Source organism: Nocardioides alpinus (assembly GCF_900112035.1).
In the GTDB taxonomy this organism is placed as follows: Bacteria; Actinomycetota; Actinomycetes; order Propionibacteriales; family Nocardioidaceae; genus Nocardioides; species Nocardioides alpinus.
Genome location: NZ_FOKC01000005.1, coordinates 78,359 through 95,869 on the forward strand (window position 1 = coordinate 78,359; position 17,511 = coordinate 95,869).

A 17,511-nucleotide genomic window follows, 5' to 3' on the forward strand; every position below is an offset into this window, starting at 1 on the left:
ATTCATGGCTGCCCGGTCGTTGTTGTTTCCCCCGTCAACAACGACCGGGCTTTCACGTCCTCACCCGCCACGCCTCGAGGTGGTGGAACCCCTTCGCCGACACCCGCCGCACCCGGCGCCAGCGCCAGTCCTCCTCCCGGGCTGACTCGTCGTCCTCCTCGGCCGTCAGCGCCTCGCGGACGCCCGCGTCGACGAGCACCGTCCCGGGTCGCGCGGCCGAGGTCAGGCGCGAGGCCGCGTTGACGGTCGAGCCGAACACGTCGCCGAGTCGTCGTACGACGGCGCCGTGGGCGATGCCGGCCCGCACCGCGGGGAACGGGTCGTCCGGGTCCTCGCCGCGGGCCGTCAGCGCGAGTGCGATCGTCACCGCGGCGGCCGGGTCGGCGACGGTGAAGAGGACCTCGTCGCCGATGGTCTTGATGACGTGGCCGGCGTGGTCGACCACGAGGGTGGTCGTGTCCTGCTCGAAGCGGTCCACCCAGGCGACCAGCTCGGCCCCGTCGAGGCTGCGGCTCTGGGTGGTGTAGCCGACGATGTCGACGAAGCACACCGACAGCTGCGTCTCGGCCTGCGTGAGCGAGCTGGTGTCGGCGAGCAGGTGCTGCGCGGCACTGGCCAGGTGGCGGCGCCAGACGTAGGACTGCAGCTCCTCGACCCGCGGCAGCACCTCGGTGGCGAGGTCGGCGAGGGCGGCGGCGGGGTCGCCGCCCTCCACCGCGAGACCGGCGAGCAGCGTGGTCTGCCACTCCGCCAGCCGGGCATAGCTGCGACCCCACGTGCGGACGAGCGCGGCCTGTGACTCAGGCGGCAGGATGCCGATCTCGACGAGGTCGGCGCTCAACCGCAGGGCCTCGACGTCGCTCTCCGCGAAGGCGACATCGTCGTCGTCGTGGTGCGGGAAGCCGAGCTGGTGCCACAGCGTGACCGCGACGTCGAGGGGTACGCCGGCGCGCTCGGCGACCTGCACCCGCGTCAGGCTCGGCTCCTGGCCGAGCAGGAACGCCTCCATCGCACGCCCGACGTCCCCGTCCACGTGGATCAGCGTCCCGCGACCCGCCCGGCTGCGGCGGCACGCAGCGCGGCGCCGAAGGCCGGGACCTGGTCGGCCAGCTCCTCGAGGCGTTCGCTCGTGAAGTGGACGACCGTGAGCGGGGTCAGGGCGACGACGGTGGCCGAGCGCAGCGTCCGGTTGACGATGGCGGCCTCCCCGACGACGGCACCGGGCCCGAGGGTGGCGATCTCCACGCCGCCCTTGCGCACCGACACCTCACCCTCGGTGATGAGGTACGCCTTGTCGGCGGGGGTGCCTGCCGCGATGGGCGACCAGCCCTGCGGCAGGGTCAACGCGTTGCCCCCAGCCAGCACACGCTGGGCGTCAGCGGGGTCGAGGGCATCCAGGATCGAGTCAGTCATGACAACTCAACGATCCATCGCGGCGAACGTGATGGCCCGCTGAGCAGCCACCCTCGGTCAGTCGACGTGCAGCGGCTCCCGCGAGATCGGGCAGCTCATGCAGCGCGGTCCGCCACGTCCCGAGCCCAGCTCGGACCCGGCGATCCGGACGACCTCAATGCCGGCGTCCTCGAGCCGGTCGTTGGTCTCGTCGTTGCGCTCGTAGGCGACGGCCACCCGCGGGGCGAGGGCCAGCGTGTTGTTGCCGTCGTCCCACTGCTCGCGCTCGGCGGTGACCGGGTCGAGGCCGGTGTCGATCTGGTGCAGCGTGTCGATCTGCATCGCCTTGGCCGCGGCGACCAGGAACGGCTCCCAGTCGCTGACGTCGAGGGTCAGGTCGCTCTCGCCGGATCCGGGGTCGCGGAGGGTCACGGTCACCGCGCGGAGGGTGTCGGCGACGTTGGGATACATCACGACCTTGTCGACGTCGACCATCGTGCAGACGGTGTCGAGGTGCATCGTGGCCCGCTCCTGGGCGATCGGCACGGCCAGCACGGTGTGGGCGAGGTCGGCGTGGAAGACCTGGCGGGCCAGCCGCTCGACGCCGGCGGGGGTCGTACGCTCCCCGACACCCACCGCGATGACGCCGGGGGCCAGCAGCAGGACGTCGCCACCCTCCACGTGCTCGTTGTGCCAGCCGTGGATCTTGCGGGTGCCGGCGAAGCGCGGGTGCTCGGTGTAGATCAGCTCGGTCAGCTGGGTCTCGCGCTTGCGGGCCGGCATGGCGAGGCTGGTGACCGCGACCCGGTCGCGGACCCACACGCTGGAGTCGCGGGTGAAGAGCAGGTTGGGCAGCGGGTCGATGAGGAAGTCGTGGGGGTGCAGCAGGCTGGTGACCAGGCCGTGGCCGCCGCGGACCTCGTCGTTGCGGATGCCGGAGGTGAGCGTGTCGGTCAGCTCCGACGGCGACTGGTCGCGCAGCGACTGCGCGAGGTAGCGGCGCATGGTGTCGCCGAGGTGCAGCCCGGACAGCGCGCTGGTGATCGCGTGGTTGCGTGCGGCCGGGCTCTCGAGCGTCTCGGTGAGGAGCTCGGTCAGGTAGAGCACCTCGACGCCGCGCTCGCGCAGGGTGGCGGCGAACGCGTCGTGCTCGTCCTGCGCCCGGCTCACCCACGGGATGCCGTCGAAGAGGAGGCGGTCGTTGTTGCGCGGCGTCAGGCGCTTGAGCTCGTTGCCCGGGCGGTGCAGCATCACGGTGGCCAGGCGGCCGACCTCGCTGTCAGCGCCGTGGGGGGCCGTGGGGGTGGAGACCATGTCGGGACTCTAGTGCGGTCCGGGCACTTTGTGACACAGCAGGCGCCACCACCCAGCGCCACCTGTGCCCCGACCTGGCACGGGGTGTGTCACCACGCGGCGGGATGCACTCCGGGATGTGGTCGGGGCCGTGTCACCACGCGCGCCACTCGTCCGCCAGCAGGGCGTACTCGAAGGAGTCGGTCCAGGCGCCCTTGGACCAGAAGTCTCCGAGCCGGTGGGTCTCGCGGCGCATCCCGAGGCGCTCGCAGAGTGCGGCCGAACGGTCGTTGCGCGCGTCGAGGTTGGCCACGACCCGCCGCAGGCCGTAGTGCTCGAAGCCCAGTCGCAGCACGGCGCGGGCGGCCTCGGTCGCGAAGCCGCGGGCGGCGTGCTGCGGCAGGATCGTCCAACCGATCTCGCCCTCGCTGAGGCCGGTGCCCTGCAGGTGCAGCATCGAGTCGCCGACGACCTGACCGTCGTGCACCACGGCCAGGCCGATGAACTCGCCGTCGCCCGGGTCGGTGCGGCGGCGCACCAGCTCGGCGACCTCGGCCGGGTTCATCGGACGGCTCAGCAGGAGGCTGGTCCACTCCTCGGAGGCCCACGCATCGACGAACGCGGCAGCGTCGCCGATCTCGAAGGGCCGCAGCGTCAGCCGCTCGGTGAGCAGCGGCCAGACCGGAGGCGCGGGTGTGAGGAACTCCCGTCGGGGTGCGTCGACCCAGGTCTCGCGGACCGTGGGACCGCCGAAGCGGAGCCGGTCGTACGCCGTCATCGGCAGCAGCAGCGCGTCCAGCCCGGGAACGGCGATCACGCCGTCCACGGCCTCGCCGATCATCCCGCGCGCGATCGGGTCGTGCGGGTCGCGGCGCAGCAGGTCGACCGCGGCGGCAGCCTCGGCCACGCGCTCGTTCTTCTGCCTGATGCGGAACGGCAGCACCTCGCGGAGGCAGACGTACTGCCCGGACAGGTAGTGGCTCCACTCCTGCTCGCCGCTCGCGGGGTCCTCGGCCCAGAACGCCACGAACCAGTCGTGCAGCTCGTCGACACCGCCGGCGATCTCGGCGACCGCTCCGTGCGCGGCCGGGACCATCGGTGTCCCGTCGCCCAGGACGTACGACGGCAGTGGCAGGCGGCCCTCGAGCATGAGCTGCATCGCCCCGGGCGTGGCGGCGACGAAGTGCTCACGGACGTAGGCGTCGTCCGCGGCGGTCATCGGGTGGTCGCCGTTGACGGCGAGGTAGCGGTCGTGGACCGCCCTCTCGACCGATCCGGTCAGCGCGTCATCTCCCACACGGTCAACAGTGCCATCAACACGCAGACCGTGGCACCCACGTAGTGGAGCGCCGAGAGCTTCACGCGCTGCAGCAGCAGGCGCCCGACGATCACGGCGAGGCCGGAGACCGCGAGCAGCGCGCCCCAGGCGCCGAGGAAGACCGAGACCGGGTCGTCGTACTTCGCGACGAGCGAGATCGTCAGCAGCTGGGACAGGTCGCCCCACTCGGCCGCGAAGAGCACCAGGAACGAGGTGACGACGACCCGGAAGCCGTGCGCGTCGGCGTCGGACTTGGCGGCGTACTCCTCCTCCTGGCCCGCCTCGTCGGCGTCGGCCGAGCGCGCCTCGCGGAACAGGATCACCGCTCCGATGAGGAACATCAGCGCAGCGATGCTGTGGATGAGCTGCTCGGGCAGGAACGAGGCGGCCTTGCCGAGGCCGACCGCGACGCCGGTCTGCACGAGGAACGCCAGCGCGACGCCGATCCAGACGAAGAGCGGTCGCATCTTCGTCGACATCACCAGGGTGGCGATGAAGGTCTTGTCGGGGAGCTCGACGACGAAGATGGCGCCGAAGGCGAGGGCCACGACCAGCAGATCAATCACCGACCGAGTCTCTCAGGGTCGTTCAATCGCGAACTACGCGGCCCGCGACTACCCGTCCCGGAACGCGTCGGCCGCGTAGACCCCGAGGACCTTGACCTCGGTGGTGAAGAAGGCCAGCTCCTCGAGCGCGTTGCGCACGCCCGGGTCGTCGGGGTGGCCGTCGACCTCGGCGAGGAACTGGGTGGCGGTGAAGTGGCCGCCGACCATGTAGCTCTCCAGCTTGGTCATGTTGACGCCGTTGGTCGCGAAGCCGCCCAGCGCCTTGTAGAGCGCCGCGGGCAGGTTGCGGACGTTGAAGATGAAGGTCGTCACGACCGGGCCCTCGCCCGCGGTCGCCTGCTCGAAGTCGCGCGACAGCACCACGAAGCGGGTGGTGTTGTGGTCCTCGTCCTCGATCTCCTCGCGCAGCACCTGCAGGCCGTAGATCTCCGCGGCCAGCGGCGGCGCGATCGCGGCCTGGGTCAGGTCGCCGGACTCCGAGACCTCCCGCGCGGCACCGGCGGTGTCGCCGGCGACGACGGGAGTGAGGCCGAGCTCGCGGATGACCCCGCGGCACTGGCCGAGCGCGTGGACGTGGCTGTGCACGGTGCGCAGCGAGTCGATGCTCGCCTCCGGCAGCGCCATCAGGGAGAACTGGATCCGCAGGAACCGCTCGCCGACGATGTGCAGGTCGGACGTCGGCAGGAAGTGGTGGATGTCGGCCACCCGGCCGGCGATGGAGTTGTCGATCGGGATCATCGCGAGGTCGGCGTCGCCGCCCTCGACGGCGGCGAACGCGTCCTCGAACGACGCGCAGGCGACCGGCTCCCAGTCCGGGTAGGCCTGCTGGCACACGAGGTGGGAGTTGGCCCCCGGCTCGCCCTGGTAGGCGATCCGGCGCCTCGGCCCCGCCACATCAGACCCCACCGCAGACTCCGTCACGCCGCGAGTCTGGCACGCGCGGCCGTGTCCGACCGGCCGATACCGCCCCGCGAACATAGGGTCACCCCATGCTCGATGTGGTCGCTGTCGTCCTTGCTGCGCTGGCCTGCGTGCTGGCCGGCCTCGCCCTGCGTCGTACGACGTCGCGCCCGAGCGGAGAGGGCGTGGATGCGCTGCCCGAGGACGTCCACGGCCTGCGGCAGGAGGTCGCGGCGCTCAAGGCCGAGAACGCCGACGCGCTGCGCCACCTCTCCGTCGTGCGCTACGACGCCTTCGGCGACGTGGGCGGCCACCTGAGCTGGAGCCTGGCCCTGCTCGACGACGCCGGTCACGGCACCGTCCTCACCTCGATCCACGGGCGCAGCGAGGCCCGCACCTACGCCAAGTCCGTCGCCGGCTGGACCTGCGAGCAGCAGCTGTCGCCGGAGGAGCTCGAGGCGATCGAGCACGCCCGCCCCTGAGGTGGCCAGGTAGGCGACAAGTGCCCGTCAACGGGCGCTAAGACGGCGACAAGACCGGCCTGATCCCGCCCGGTCGGGTCGACGCTCGAGGACATGAGCATCGAAAGCGGCCTGCTCGTGGGCGCGGTCATCGTGATCGCCCTCTACGTCCTTGCGGCCCTGGTCTTCCCGGAGCGTTTCTCGTGACCGACACCCTCGGCGGTCTGGTGACGATCGCCCTCCTCATCGTCCTGCTCGCCGCGGCCTACGTCCCGCTCGGGGACTACATGGCGCGGGTCTTCACCAGCACCCGCCACCTGCGCGTCGAGCGCGGCGTCTACCGCCTCACCGGCGTCGACCCCGACGCCGAGCAGGGGGCGCGCTCCTATGCCACCAGCGTCGTCGGCTTCAGCCTGGTCGGCATCGTCGGCCTGATGGCCCTGCTGGTCGGCCAGGCGGCCCTGCCGATGGATCGCGGGCTGCCCGGAATGCCGTGGTGGATGTCCTTCAACACGGCGGTCTCCTTCGTCACCAACACCAACTGGCAGTCCTACGCCGGTGAGTCGACGCTGGGCTTCACAGCGCAGATGGCCGGACTGGCGGTGCAGAACTTCCTCTCCGCCGCGGTCGGCATGGCGATCGCCGTCGCGCTGATCCGCGGGTTCGTACGGGCCCGCAGCGGGACGCTGGGCAACTTCTGGGTCGACCTGACCCGCGCCACCCTCCGGATCCTGCTGCCGCTGTCGGTCGTGGCCGCCCTGCTGCTCCTCGCCGGTGGTGTCGTGCAGAGCTTCGCCGACACCACCGTGCAGACCCTCGCCGGCCACCCCCAGGTGCTGACCGGCGGGCCGGTGGCCAGCCAGGAGGCGATCAAGGAGCTCGGCAACAACGGTGGCGGCTTCTTCAACGCCAACTCCGCGCACCCCTTCGAGAACCCCACCGCCCTGACGAACTTCCTCGAGGTCTTCCTCATCCTGGTGCTGCCGGTCGCACTGACCCGGACGCTCGGCACGATGCTCGGCCACCGCCGCCAGGGCGTCGCGGTGCTCGGCGTGATGACGATCCTCTGGTCGGTCTCCCTCGCGGTCACCACCTGGGCCGAGGTCGGCGCGCACTCGGCGGCCGGACGGGCCGCGGGCGCGGCGATGGAGGGCAAGGAGACCCGCTTCGGCGAGTGGGCGTCCGCGCTGTTCGCGGTCGCCACCACCGGTACGTCGACCGGCGCGGTCAACGCCTCGCACGACTCGCTGACCCCGGCCGGCGGCGGCACCGTGCTGGTCAACATGATGCTGGGCGAGATCGTGCCCGGCGGCGTGGGCGCCGGCATCTACGGCATCCTCGTGATGGCGATCCTGGCCGTCTTCGTCGCCGGGCTGATGGTGGGCCGCACCCCCGAGCTGCTCGGCAAGAAGATCAGCGCCCGCCAGATGACGTACGTCGCCCTCTACACGCTGACCACCCCCGCCCTCGTCCTCGTCGGCACCGGGACGGCCATCGCGCGCAGCGACACCGCAGAAGCCATGGGCAATCCGGGCGGCCACGGGTTCTCGGAGGTGTTGTACGCCTACACGTCCGCGGCCAACAACAACGGCAGCGCCTTCGGTGGGCTCACGGTGACCTCCGACTTCCTCCAGATCACGCTGGCGCTGGCGATGCTGCTCGGCCGGCTCGTGCCGATCGTGCTCGTCCTGCTGCTCGCCGGGTCGCTCGCCGAGCAGGGCAAGGTGCCCGCCACGGCGGGCACGCTGCCCACCCACACGCCCCTCTTCGTCGGGATGCTGGTCGGGGTCATCGTGATCATGACCGGCCTCACCTACTTCCCGGCGCTCGCCCTCGGACCGATTGCTGAGGCCCTCGCATGAGCACCCTCCTGACCCAGGCCGCCCACCAGCTGCCCGAGGCCGTCCGCAAGCTCGACCCACGCCACCTGTGGCGTTCGCCGGTGATGTTCCTGGTGCTGCTCGGCTCGGTCGCGACCACGGTGGCTGCGATCGGCGACCCGAGCGTCTTCACCGTGTCCATCGCCGCCTGGCTCTGGCTCACCGTGCTCTTCGGCAACCTCGCCGAGGCCGTGGCCGAGGGTCGCGGGAAGGCCCAGGCCGCCTCGCTCCGGGCCGCCCGCACCGACACCGTCGCCCGGTTGCTCGGCGACGACGGCACAGAGACGGAGGTCGCGGCGACGCAGCTCGAGGTCGGTGACCGGGTGGTCGTCGAGGCCGGCGACGTGGTCCCCGGCGACGGCGACATCGTCGACGGCATCGCCTCGGTGGACGAGTCGGCCATCACCGGCGAGTCCGCGCCGGTGATCCGCGAGGCCGGCGGCGACCGCAGCGCCGTCACCGGCGGCACCCGCGTGCTGTCGGACCGGATCGTCGTCCGGATCACGGCCGCGGCGGGCGAGACCTTCCTCGACAAGATGATCGCCCTGGTCGAGGGCACCTCGCGGCGCAGGACGCCCAACGAGATCGCCCTGTCCATCCTGCTCGCCAGCCTGACCCTGGTCTTCCTCGCGGCCGTCGCGACACTGGCGCCGATGGCGACGTACGCCGGTGCGCCCCAGGACCTCGTCGTCCTCGTCGCGCTGCTGGTCTGCCTGATCCCCACCACGATCGGCGCGCTGCTCTCGGCGATCGGCATCGCCGGCATGGACCGGCTGGTGCGGGTCAACGTGCTCGCCATGTCGGGCCGCGCCGTGGAGGCCGCCGGTGACGTCAGCACGCTCCTGCTCGACAAGACCGGCACCATCACCTACGGCAACCGCCAGGCCAGTCGGTTCGTCGCTGCGCCTGGCGTGAGCGACGCCGAGCTGCGCGACACCGCCCGGCTCGCGAGCCTGGCCGACCAGACCCCGGAGGGTCGCTCGGTCGTCGACCTCGCCCTCGCCCAGGGCGCCGACGACCGGGACCTGCCCGGCGATGCCGTCTTCGTCGAGTTCACCGCCCAGACCCGGATGTCGGGGGTCGACCTCGCCGACGGCACCCAGGTCCGCAAGGGCGCGGGGTCCGCGATCGGTGGCTGGCTCGGGCACGAGCCGCAGGAGGTGCGCGACACCGTCGACGCGATCGCCCGCGAGGGAGGTACGCCGCTGGTGATCGGTCGCAAGGACGCCGGGGACCCAGGGGGCACCGGCACGGTGCTCGGCGTCATCCAGCTCAAGGACGTCGTCAAGGAGGGCATGGCCGAGCGTTTCGCCGAGCTCCGGTCGATGGGCATCCGCACGGTGATGATCACCGGCGACAACGCCCTCACCGCCCAGGCCATCGCCGCCGAGGCCGGGGTCGACGACTTCCTCGCCGAGGCCACCCCCGAGGACAAGATGGCCTACATCCAGAAGGAGCAGGAGGGCGGACGGCTCGTCGCGATGACCGGGGACGGCACCAACGACGCCCCGGCCCTGGCCGCTGCGGACGTCGGCGTCGCGATGAACAGCGGCACCGCCGCCGCCAAGGAGGCCGGCAACATGGTCGACCTCGACTCCGACCCGACGAAGCTCATCGACATCGTCGAGATCGGCAAGCAGCTGCTCATCACGCGGGGCGCGCTCACCACCTTCAGCATCGCCAACGACGTGGCGAAGTACTTCGCGATCATCCCGGCGATGTTCGTCGCCGCCTACCCGTCGCTCGACCGGCTCAACGTGATGGGCCTGGCCACGCCGCAGTCCGCGATCCTCTCGGCGGTCATCTTCAACGCCCTGGTCATCGTGGCGCTGATCCCGCTGGCCCTGCGCGGGGTCCGCTTCCGGGCCGCGTCGGCGACGGCGGTGCTGCGCCGCAACATCCTCGTCTTCGGCCTCGGCGGCCTCGTCGTGCCGTTCGTCGGGATCAAGCTCATCGACCTGCTCGTCTCGACCCTCCCAGGAATGAACTGACCATGCTCACGCACCTGCTCACCGACCTCTCCCGCCAGTCCCTCGCCGCGCTGCGCATGCTGCTCGTCATGACGGTGCTCCTCGGTGTCGGCTATCCGGTCGCCGTGTGGGGCGCCGGCCAGGCCCTGGTTGACCGGGCGGACGGCCAGCCCGTACGCGTCGACGGCGAGGTCGTCGGGTCCCGGCTCATCGGCCAGCAGTTCGAGGGCGACGAGTGGTTCCACTCCCGGCCCTCGCCCCAGGCGTACGACACGCTGGCGTCGGCTCCGAGCAACCTGGGCCCTTCCAACCCGGACCTCCTCGCTGCCATCGACGAGCGTCGCGCCGAGGTCGCCACCCGCGAGGGCGTGTCCCCGGGCGACGTCCCCCCGGACGCGCTGACCGCCTCCGGCTCGGGCCTCGACCCCCACATCTCCCCGGCGTACGCACTCCTCCAGGCGCCGCGGGTCGCCGAGGCCAACGACCTGACGGTCGACGAGGTCGAGGACCTGGTCGCCGCGCACACCGACGGCCGGGGGCTCGGCTTCCTCGGCGAGCCCGGTGTCAACGTCCTCGAGCTGAACCTCGCGGTCCGGGCATCGGCCCCGGGTGGAGACTGAGTCCATGCCTGTGCCCACCGAACGCGGACGGCTGCGCGTCTACCTCGGCGCGGCACCGGGTGTCGGCAAGACCTACGCCATGCTCGACGAGGGGCACCGGCGGCTCGAGCGCGGCACCGACCTCGTCGTCGGCTACGTCGAGACGCACGGGCGGCCGAGGACCGAGCGCGAGCTCGAGGGGCTCGAGGTGGTGCCGCGCCGACAGGTCGACTACCGCGGCACGGTGCAGGAGGAGATGGACCTCGAGGCGATCCTCGCGCGGCACCCCGACGTGGTCCTGGTCGACGAGCTCGCCCACACCAACGTCCCCGGCAGCACGCACGACAAGCGCTGGCAGGACGTGGAGGCGCTGCGCGACGCCGGCATCGAGGTGATCACGACCGTCAACATCCAGCACGTCGAGTCCCTCAACGACGTCACGGAGGCGATCACCGGCGTCCGCCAGCGCGAGACGGTGCCGGACCACGTCGTCCGCTCGGCCGACCAGATCGAGCTGGTCGACATGAGCCCGCAGTCGCTGCGACGACGGATGGCGCACGGCAACATCTATGCCGCCGACAAGATCGACGCCGCGCTGTCGCGCTACTTCCGCGAGGGCAACCTGACGGCGCTGCGCGAGCTGGCCCTCCTGTGGCTGGCCGACCGGGTCGACGAGGGCCTCGAGCGCTATCGCGACCAGCACGACATCGAGGCCACCTGGGCGACGCGCGAGCGCATCGTCGTACCGGTGAGCGGCGGTCCGGAGTCGACGACGCTGATGCGGCGGGCGGCACGGATCGCGACGCGGCGCTCGGGCGGGGAGTGGCAGGCGTTGTACGTCACCCGCCGCGACGGCCTCACCGGCATCTCCCCGGACAGCCTCACGCACCTCGCGGCGAAGGCCGACGAGCTCGGCGGCACCTTCCACACCGTCGTCGGCGACGACCCGGCCGACGCGATCCTCGCCTTCGCGCGCGCCGAGAACGCCACCCAGGTCGTCATCGGAGCGAGTCGCCGCGGTCGTGTCTCGACCGTGGTCCGGCCGGGGGTGGGGGAGCGCGTCGTCGCCGGCTCGGGGGACATCGACATCCACATCGTGACCCACGACTACGCCCGCGGCCGGTCGACCGACCGCCGCCCGGACGTGCAGAACGTCGGACCCCGTCGACGTCTCGCGGGCTTCGCATTCGGGCTCGCCGTGCCGGTGCTGCTGAGCCTGCTGCTGTCGCTCACCCGCGACCTGCACGGCCTCCCCATCGAGGCGATGTCGCTGATGGTGGTCGTGGTCGCGACCGCGCTGATCGGCGGACTGGCGCCGGCCGTCGTCTCCGCGCTGGCGAGCGCGCTGCTGCTCAACTACCTCTTCACCCCACCGCTCTACACGCTGACCATCGCCGAGCCGGAGAACGTCGTCACCATCGCGATCTTCGTCGCCGTCGGGATCGCCGTCGCGACGGTGGTCGACAACGCGGCGCGGCGGACTGCCGAGGCCCGCGCCGCCCGGGCGGAGGCGGACGCGCTGACCGTGCTCGCGCACAGCCTGCTCACCTCCACCGACGACCTGCCCGGCCTGCTGTCCTCGGCGTGCCGCCTCTTCAGTGCTCAGGGGGCAGCGGTGCTGCGTCGGGACGACACCGGCGTGGAGAGCGTCGTGGCGTCCTACGGCACCGCGCCCGCGTCGGTCGAGTCCGCGGACATGTCGGCCGCGATCGACGACCGCAGCACGCTGGTCCTGTCCGGAGCGACGCTGCCGGCCAGTCGCCGCGGCCTGCTCAACGCCTACGCCGCCTACGCGAAGGTGATGGAGGAACGACGGCGGGCCACCGCGGCCGAGGTCGACCGGCTCCGGCTGACCGAGGTGGACCGCACGCGTACGGCGCTGCTGGCCGCCGTCTCGCACGACCTCCGCAACCCGCTGGCTGCGGTCAAGGTCGCGGTCGCCAGCCTCCGCAGCACGGAGGTCGCCTGGTCTGCGGAGGACGAGGCCGAGCTGCTGCTGACGATCGAGGAGTCCACCGACCGGCTCACGGCTCTGGTGGCCAACCTGCTCGACATGAGCCGGATCAGCACCGGCTCGGTCCGGGTCGCCCGCACGGAGGTCGACCTCGCCGCCGCCGTACGGGCCGGTCTGGCGCCCCTTCCCGGCGGCGAGCGCATCGAGGTCGACGTGGATCCCGACGTGGTCGTGCTCGCCGACGCGGGGCTGCTCGACCGGGTGATCGCCAACATCGGTGAGAACGCGCTGAAGTACACCCCCGACTCGGCGCGGGTCCGGATCGACGCGACGGCCACGCCGGACCGCGTCGTGCTCCGGATCGCCGACTCCGGGCCCGGTGTCCGCGACCGGGACCGCGACCGCCTCTTCGCGCCGTTCCAGCGGCTCGGCGACGTGCCGCAGCAGGACGGGGTCGGCCTGGGGCTCGCCGTGGCGCACGGACTGACCGAGGCGATGGGTGGCACGATCGCGACGGAGGAGACGCCCGGTGGTGGGCTGACCTTCGTGCTCGAGCTGCCGGCCCCGTCGGACGCAGAGCCTCCCGAGACCGCGCCCGCCCACGTCGAGGAGCCTGCATGACGTTCGTCCTGGTCGTCGACGACGACCCTGCGATGCGGCGTACGTTGACGATCAACCTGCGCGCCCGCGACTACGAGGTGGAGACGGCGGGTGACGGCCGCTCGGCGTTGCAGATCGTCGACGAACGGATGCCCGACGTGATCCTGCTCGACCTCGGCCTCCCCGACCTCGACGGTGTCGCGGTGCTGACCCGGCTGCGGACCTTCACCCAGGTGCCGGTCATCGTCGTGTCGGCGCGGACCGAGTCCGACGACAAGGTCGAGGCCCTCGACCTCGGCGCCGACGACTTCATCACCAAGCCGTTCTCCATCGAGGAGCTCCTGGCGCGGGTCCGCGCGACGTCACGCCGCGTGGGCCGCGAGGAGCCGGAGCTGGTCGTCGAGGCCGACGGGCTGAGGCTCGACGTCACCGACTCCCGCGCCACCCGCGACGGCGTGGAGATCCACCTGACCCCGATCGAGTGGCGCATCGTCGAGGTCCTCGCGCGCCGGCGCGGCCGGCTCGTGCGCCAGGCCGAGCTGCTGAGCGCGGTGTGGGGGCCGGCCTACGAGCGCCAGACCAACTACCTCCGCGTCCACATGGCCAGCATCCGGCGCAAGCTCGAGGTCGACGCGGGTCGGCCGGTCCTCTTCCTGACCGAGCCGGGGATGGGCTACCGGTTCACCGGGTCCTGACCCTCGGCGGTCGCTGCGATCCCACCGCCCGCCGGGAGATGCTGGGCTCAGCGCGGGACGCGCACCAGCAGCCGCCCGTGGACGCACTCCATCCACAGCTCCCGGCCGACGCCGATCGAGTCACCGTCGAGCTGGCGGGGGGTGTCGGCGGACGCCTTGATGCGCACCCGCGCTCCGGTGCGTCGGTCGATGAGCTCGTCGACGGTCTGGCTCTTGCGCAGCACCCGCACCGCGAGCGGGATCCAGGACAGGAACTTCTTGGGGTGCAGGATCACCACGTCGAGCACGCCGTCGTCGATCGCCGCGTCGGGCAGCAGCGGCATCCCGGCCTGCAGGAAGCCGACGTTGCCGACGAGCACGGTGCGCGCCCGGTGGACGGTGGGCTCCTCGTCGTCGATCTGGATCTCGACCCTGATCGCTGGGAACATCAGCGACTTCAGCCCGGAGATGACGTAGGCCACCCAGCCGATCTTCTTCTTGATGTCCTCGTTGACGCCCTCCATGATCGCGGCGTCGAAGCCCATCCCGGCCATCACCATGAAGTGGGTGTCCTCGATGTGGTCACCGCCGACGTTGACCAGGTCGATCGCCCGGTCCTGGCCGTTGAGGGCGACGTCGATGGCCGAGCGGAGGTAGAGCGGGATCTCGAGGTTGCGGGCGAGCAGGTTGCCGGTACCGGCGGGGATGATCCCGACCGGGATGCCGGTGCCGGCCAGCTCGGCACACACCTCGCGCACCGTGCCGTCGCCGCCACAGACCATGACGAGGTCGGCGCCGGACACCGCGGCCCGCTCGGCCATGCCCGTGCCCGGGTCCTCGATCGTCGTGTACTGCCAGGTCGGCTCCGACCAGCCCGACTCACGGGCCATCTCGGCGACGACGGTGCGGAACTGGCCGACGTCCTCGACCTTGATCGGGTTGAGGATCACCGCGAGGCGGCGCTCGGAGGCGTAGACCTCGGGCAGCGGCTCGGAGTTCGCGGCGGTCGAGCGGGGTCGCGGGTCGATGAAGGCCAGCGCGAGGAAGAAGACGGTGAGGGCGAGCAGCGTGCCGCCGATGACGTCGGTCGGGTAGTGGCGGCCGAGCAGCAGCCGGTCGAAGCAGACCAGCAGCCACCACGCCACGGTCAGCCCGATGCCGAGGCGGCGCAGGCTCGTACGGCGTACGAAGAGCACCAGCAGCATGATCAGGATCGCTGCGAACGCGGCGCTCGAGGAGGCGTGGCCCGAGGGGAAGCTGAAGTTCTCGTGCAGCCCGAGGGTGTCCTGCCAGTCCGGCCGGTCGCGGCCGAGCCACGTCTTGAGGCCAGTGGTGGCCAGCGAGGTCCCGGCCATCACGACGGCAGTGAGCAGCGCGGCCCACCGCTGACGGCGTACGACGAGCGCGAGCACCAGCAGGACGGTCAGGATCGTCATCCCGATGGTCCCGAAGGCCACCTCGATGACCCGCAGCGCGTCGACCAGGAAGGCGGAGTCGTCCGCCCAGTCCTCCAGGCGCCGGCCCTCGACGTCGAAGCCGTCGAGCGGTGCCCGGTCGCGGTTGACGAGGACGGCCAGGACGGTGAAGAGGACACCGCTGAGGAGGGCCCAGGCCAGGCTGCGGTTGCGGTAGGCGGGAGTCACCTGCGAAGTATGCCCAAACCGGTTCGAATCCCTGATGTCCTGGCGGCTAGCCTCTGCTGTGTGATTGATCCCCGGCTCCTCCGTGACGACCCCGACCGCGTGCGTGCCGCCCAGGCCAAGCGCGGACTGTCCGACGACGTCGTGGACCGGGCGCTGGCGGCCGACTCGGCCCGGCGCCAGGCGATCTCCGACTTCGAGACCCGGCGCGCGGAGCAGAAGGCCAGCGGTGCGCTCGTCGCCCGGGCCCAGGGCGAGGAGAAGCAGGCCCTGCTCGCGCAGGTCAAGGTGCTCGCCGCCGGCGTGAAGGCCGCCGAGGCCGCCCGCAACGAGGCCGAGGTCGCGTGGGACGAGGTGATCAAGGCGATCCCCAACCCGGCCGCCGACGAGTCACCTGCCGGTGGCGAGGACGACTTCGTGGTGCTCGAGCACGTCGGCACGCCGCGCGAGTTCGACTTCGAGCCCCGCGACCACATCGAGCTCGGCAAGATGCTCGGCGCCATCGACCTCGAGCGCGGCGCCAAGGTGAGCGGCTCGCGGTTCTACTTCCTCACCGGCGTCGGTGCCCAGCTCGAGCTCGCGCTGGTCAACATGGCGATGGACCAGGCCCGCAAGGCCGGCTTCACCCAGGTCATCGCGCCGTCGCTGGTCAAGCCGCGGGCGATGGAGGGCACCGGCTTCCTCGGCCAGGCCGCCGACGACGTCTACCGCATCGAGGGCGAGGACCTCTACCTCGTCGGCACCAGCGAGGTCGCGATGGCGGCCTACCACTCCGACGAGATCCTCGACGCCGCGTCGCTGCCCAAGCGCTACGCCGCCTTCAGCCCCTGCTTCCGCAAGGAGGCCGGATCGCACGGCAAGGACACCAAGGGGATCATCCGGGTCCACTGGTTCGACAAGGTCGAGATGTTCGTCTACACGACCGTCGAGGAGTCGTACGCCGAGCACCAGCGGCTGCTGGCCTGGGAGAAGGAGTTCCTCGACAACCTCGAGGTCGCCTACCGGGTCATCGACGTCGCCGCCGGCGACCTCGGCCTGAGCGCGCAGCGCAAGTTCGACTGCGAGGTGTGGATCCCGACGCAGGGCAAGTTCCGTGAGCTCACCTCGACGTCCAACTGCACCGACTTCCAGTCGCGCCGCCTCGACATCCGCACCCGCGAGGACGGTCAGACCGTCCCCGTCGCCACCCTCAACGGCACGCTCACCGCGATCACGCGCACCATCGTCGCGATCCTCGAGACCCACCAGAACGAGGACGGCTCGGTCACGGTGCCGCAGGCGCTGCGTCCCTACATGGGCGGCCTCGAGGTCCTCATGCCGCTGGGTTCCACCCCCGCCGCCGGTTGAGCACCAGAGCGACCTGGGTCGAGCAGTGAGCGAAGCGAGCGCGTCGAAATCCGTGTCGAGACCAAGGAACTGCTGTGAGCACTGACTGGACCCCCCGCGTCGTCGCGCTGGACATCGACGGCACCCTGCTCAAGTGGGTCGACGGCCAGACCGAGGACTACGAGACCATCCCCGGCCCGGTCTACGACGCGGTCCACCGCGCCCTCGACGCCGGCGCCCACATCGTCCTGGCCAGCGGCCGCTCGCCGCACGGCATGACCCGCATCGCCGACATGCTCGACATCCCGCGCGAGGAGGCCGACCAGCTGTGGATCGTCGCGTCCAACGGCGCCGTGGTCTTCCGCTACCCGCCGATGGAGGTCGTCCACGAGGAGACCTTCGACGCCGCCCCGGCCGTGGCTGCGGTCCTGGAGCACCACCCCCACGCGCTGGTGGCGGTCGAGGAGCGCGGCGTCGGCGGCTACCGCGTCAACCGGGTCTTCCCCGAGGGCGAGATCTCGGGTGAGCAGATCATCACCGACGTCGCCGACATCGTCGGCGAGCCGGTCAGCCGCGTGATCATCCGCGACCCCGAGGCCACCGCCGACGACTTCATCGAGCTCGCTGCCCGGCTCGGGCTGCACGGCACCGACTACGTCGTCGGCTGGACCGCCTGGATGGACCTGTCGCCGGTCGGCGTCTCGAAGGCGTCCGGGTTGGAGCACGTCTGCGACGCACTCGGCCTCGGCGCGGCCGACGTGCTCGCCATCGGCGACGGTCGCAACGACATCGAGATGCTGCGCTGGGCAGGTCGCGGAGTGGCGATGGGCCAGGCCGTCGACGAGGTCAAGGCGGCTGCCGACCACGTGACCGCCTCCGTGCACGACGAGGGCGCCGCGGTCGAGATGTCGCTCTGGTTCGCACCGCGGACGGCCTGA

General features: G+C 71.5%; 16 protein-coding genes. 9 read left to right on the forward strand and 7 right to left on the reverse strand.

The window, feature by feature from the left end; translation table 11 throughout:
* Window positions 1-52 precede the first annotated feature (52 nt).
* The 6 genes from BM127_RS11860 to BM127_RS11885 all read right to left on the reverse strand — a co-directional run bounded on the left by BM127_RS11860 (window position 53) and on the right by BM127_RS11885 (window position 5,463).
* Complete coding sequence (locus BM127_RS11860; RefSeq protein ID WP_231263404.1) at window positions 53-1,033, reverse strand: adenylate/guanylate cyclase domain-containing protein; 981 nt, start codon at window positions 1,031-1,033, stop codon at window positions 53-55.
* A 5-nt stretch (window positions 1,034-1,038) separates the two neighbouring features.
* Window positions 1,039-1,413, reverse strand: a complete 375-nt coding sequence (locus tag BM127_RS11865; RefSeq protein ID WP_091198890.1) for a cyclic nucleotide-binding domain-containing protein — start codon at window positions 1,411-1,413, stop codon at window positions 1,039-1,041.
* Window positions 1,414-1,470: 57 nt separating this feature from the next.
* The gene (locus BM127_RS11870) at window positions 1,471-2,706 is read right to left on the reverse strand and encodes an arginine deiminase (RefSeq protein ID WP_091198891.1); all 1,236 of its coding nucleotides are present in this window, start codon (window positions 2,704-2,706) and stop codon (window positions 1,471-1,473) included.
* A gap of 133 nt (window positions 2,707-2,839) precedes the next feature.
* Window positions 2,840-3,982: a GNAT family N-acetyltransferase gene (locus BM127_RS22555; RefSeq protein ID WP_198554440.1), complete on the reverse strand. Its 1,143-nt coding sequence runs from the start codon at window positions 3,980-3,982 to the stop codon at window positions 2,840-2,842.
* Window positions 3,964-4,569: a TMEM165/GDT1 family protein gene (locus tag BM127_RS11880; protein WP_231263405.1), complete on the reverse strand. Its 606-nt coding sequence runs from the start codon at window positions 4,567-4,569 to the stop codon at window positions 3,964-3,966. Before BM127_RS11880 ends, BM127_RS22555 begins: the two co-directional genes overlap by 19 nt.
* A gap of 48 nt (window positions 4,570-4,617) precedes the next feature.
* On the reverse strand, window positions 4,618-5,463 hold the full coding sequence (locus BM127_RS11885; protein ID WP_372476667.1) for a prephenate dehydratase: 846 nt from the start codon (window positions 5,461-5,463) through the stop codon (window positions 4,618-4,620).
* A gap of 95 nt (window positions 5,464-5,558) precedes the next feature.
* Here BM127_RS11885 and BM127_RS11890 point away from each other — a divergent pair, with 95 nt between their 5' ends.
* From BM127_RS11890 to BM127_RS11915, 7 genes are all read left to right on the forward strand, one after another.
* Window positions 5,559-5,951 carry a DUF4446 family protein gene (locus tag BM127_RS11890; RefSeq protein ID WP_091198893.1) on the forward strand — a complete coding sequence of 131 codons (393 nt, stop codon included), beginning with the start codon at window positions 5,559-5,561 and terminating at the stop codon, window positions 5,949-5,951.
* Between the two features lie 93 nt (window positions 5,952-6,044).
* The gene (locus BM127_RS21870; protein WP_139227717.1) at window positions 6,045-6,137 is read left to right on the forward strand and encodes a potassium-transporting ATPase subunit F; all 93 of its coding nucleotides are present in this window, start codon (window positions 6,045-6,047) and stop codon (window positions 6,135-6,137) included.
* Window positions 6,134-7,792 carry a potassium-transporting ATPase subunit KdpA gene (gene kdpA / locus BM127_RS11895; protein ID WP_091198894.1) on the forward strand — a complete coding sequence of 553 codons (1,659 nt, stop codon included), beginning with the start codon at window positions 6,134-6,136 and terminating at the stop codon, window positions 7,790-7,792. The genes BM127_RS21870 and kdpA overlap by 4 nt, the downstream gene beginning before the upstream one ends.
* A complete protein-coding gene (gene kdpB / locus BM127_RS11900) occupies window positions 7,789-9,801 on the forward strand; it encodes a potassium-transporting ATPase subunit KdpB (RefSeq protein WP_091198895.1) in 2,013 nt (670 codons plus the stop codon). The genes kdpA and kdpB overlap by 4 nt, the downstream gene beginning before the upstream one ends.
* Window positions 9,802-9,803: 2 nt before the next feature.
* Window positions 9,804-10,400 carry a potassium-transporting ATPase subunit KdpC gene (gene kdpC, locus BM127_RS11905; RefSeq protein ID WP_091198896.1) on the forward strand — a complete coding sequence of 199 codons (597 nt, stop codon included), beginning with the start codon at window positions 9,804-9,806 and terminating at the stop codon, window positions 10,398-10,400.
* Window positions 10,401-10,404: 4 nt separating this feature from the next.
* Complete coding sequence (locus BM127_RS11910; RefSeq protein WP_091198897.1) at window positions 10,405-12,954, forward strand: DUF4118 domain-containing protein; 2,550 nt, start codon at window positions 10,405-10,407, stop codon at window positions 12,952-12,954.
* Window positions 12,951-13,628 carry a response regulator gene (locus tag BM127_RS11915; RefSeq protein WP_091198898.1) on the forward strand — a complete coding sequence of 226 codons (678 nt, stop codon included), beginning with the start codon at window positions 12,951-12,953 and terminating at the stop codon, window positions 13,626-13,628. Before BM127_RS11910 ends, BM127_RS11915 begins: the two co-directional genes overlap by 4 nt.
* Window positions 13,629-13,675: 47 nt before the next feature.
* Here BM127_RS11915 and BM127_RS11920 read toward each other — a convergent pair whose 3' ends face one another.
* Window positions 13,676-15,250: a bifunctional phosphatase PAP2/diacylglycerol kinase family protein gene (locus tag BM127_RS11920; protein ID WP_139227718.1), complete on the reverse strand. Its 1,575-nt coding sequence runs from the start codon at window positions 15,248-15,250 to the stop codon at window positions 13,676-13,678.
* Window positions 15,251-15,310: 60 nt separating this feature from the next.
* On the opposite strand from BM127_RS11920, the gene serS reads away from it, so the two are divergent.
* Window positions 15,311-16,594, forward strand: a complete 1,284-nt coding sequence (gene serS / locus BM127_RS11925) for a serine--tRNA ligase (protein WP_091198899.1) — start codon at window positions 15,311-15,313, stop codon at window positions 16,592-16,594.
* 74 nt (window positions 16,595-16,668) lie between these two features.
* Entirely contained in the window at window positions 16,669-17,511 is an 843-nt protein-coding gene (locus BM127_RS11930) for an HAD family hydrolase (protein WP_091198900.1), read from the forward strand.

Bases quoted from the DNA above. Each gene is read 5' to 3' on its own strand.
- BM127_RS11865 (WP_091198890.1), bottom strand. From the start codon at position 1,413: ATGACTGACTCGATCCTGGATGCCCTCGACCCCGCTGACGCCCAGCGT.
- BM127_RS11870 (WP_091198891.1), bottom strand. From the start codon at position 2,706: ATGGTCTCCACCCCCACGGCCCCCCACGGCGCTGACAGCGAGGTCGGC.
- BM127_RS11890 (WP_091198893.1), top strand. From the start codon at position 5,559: ATGCTCGATGTGGTCGCTGTCGTCCTTGCTGCGCTGGCCTGCGTGCTG.
- BM127_RS21870 (WP_139227717.1), top strand. From the start codon at position 6,045: ATGAGCATCGAAAGCGGCCTGCTCGTGGGCGCGGTCATCGTGATCGCC.
- kdpB (WP_091198895.1), top strand. From the start codon at position 7,789: ATGAGCACCCTCCTGACCCAGGCCGCCCACCAGCTGCCCGAGGCCGTC.
- kdpC (WP_091198896.1), top strand. From the start codon at position 9,804: ATGCTCACGCACCTGCTCACCGACCTCTCCCGCCAGTCCCTCGCCGCG.
- BM127_RS11910 (WP_091198897.1), top strand. From the start codon at position 10,405: ATGCCTGTGCCCACCGAACGCGGACGGCTGCGCGTCTACCTCGGCGCG.
- BM127_RS11915 (WP_091198898.1), top strand. From the start codon at position 12,951: ATGACGTTCGTCCTGGTCGTCGACGACGACCCTGCGATGCGGCGTACG.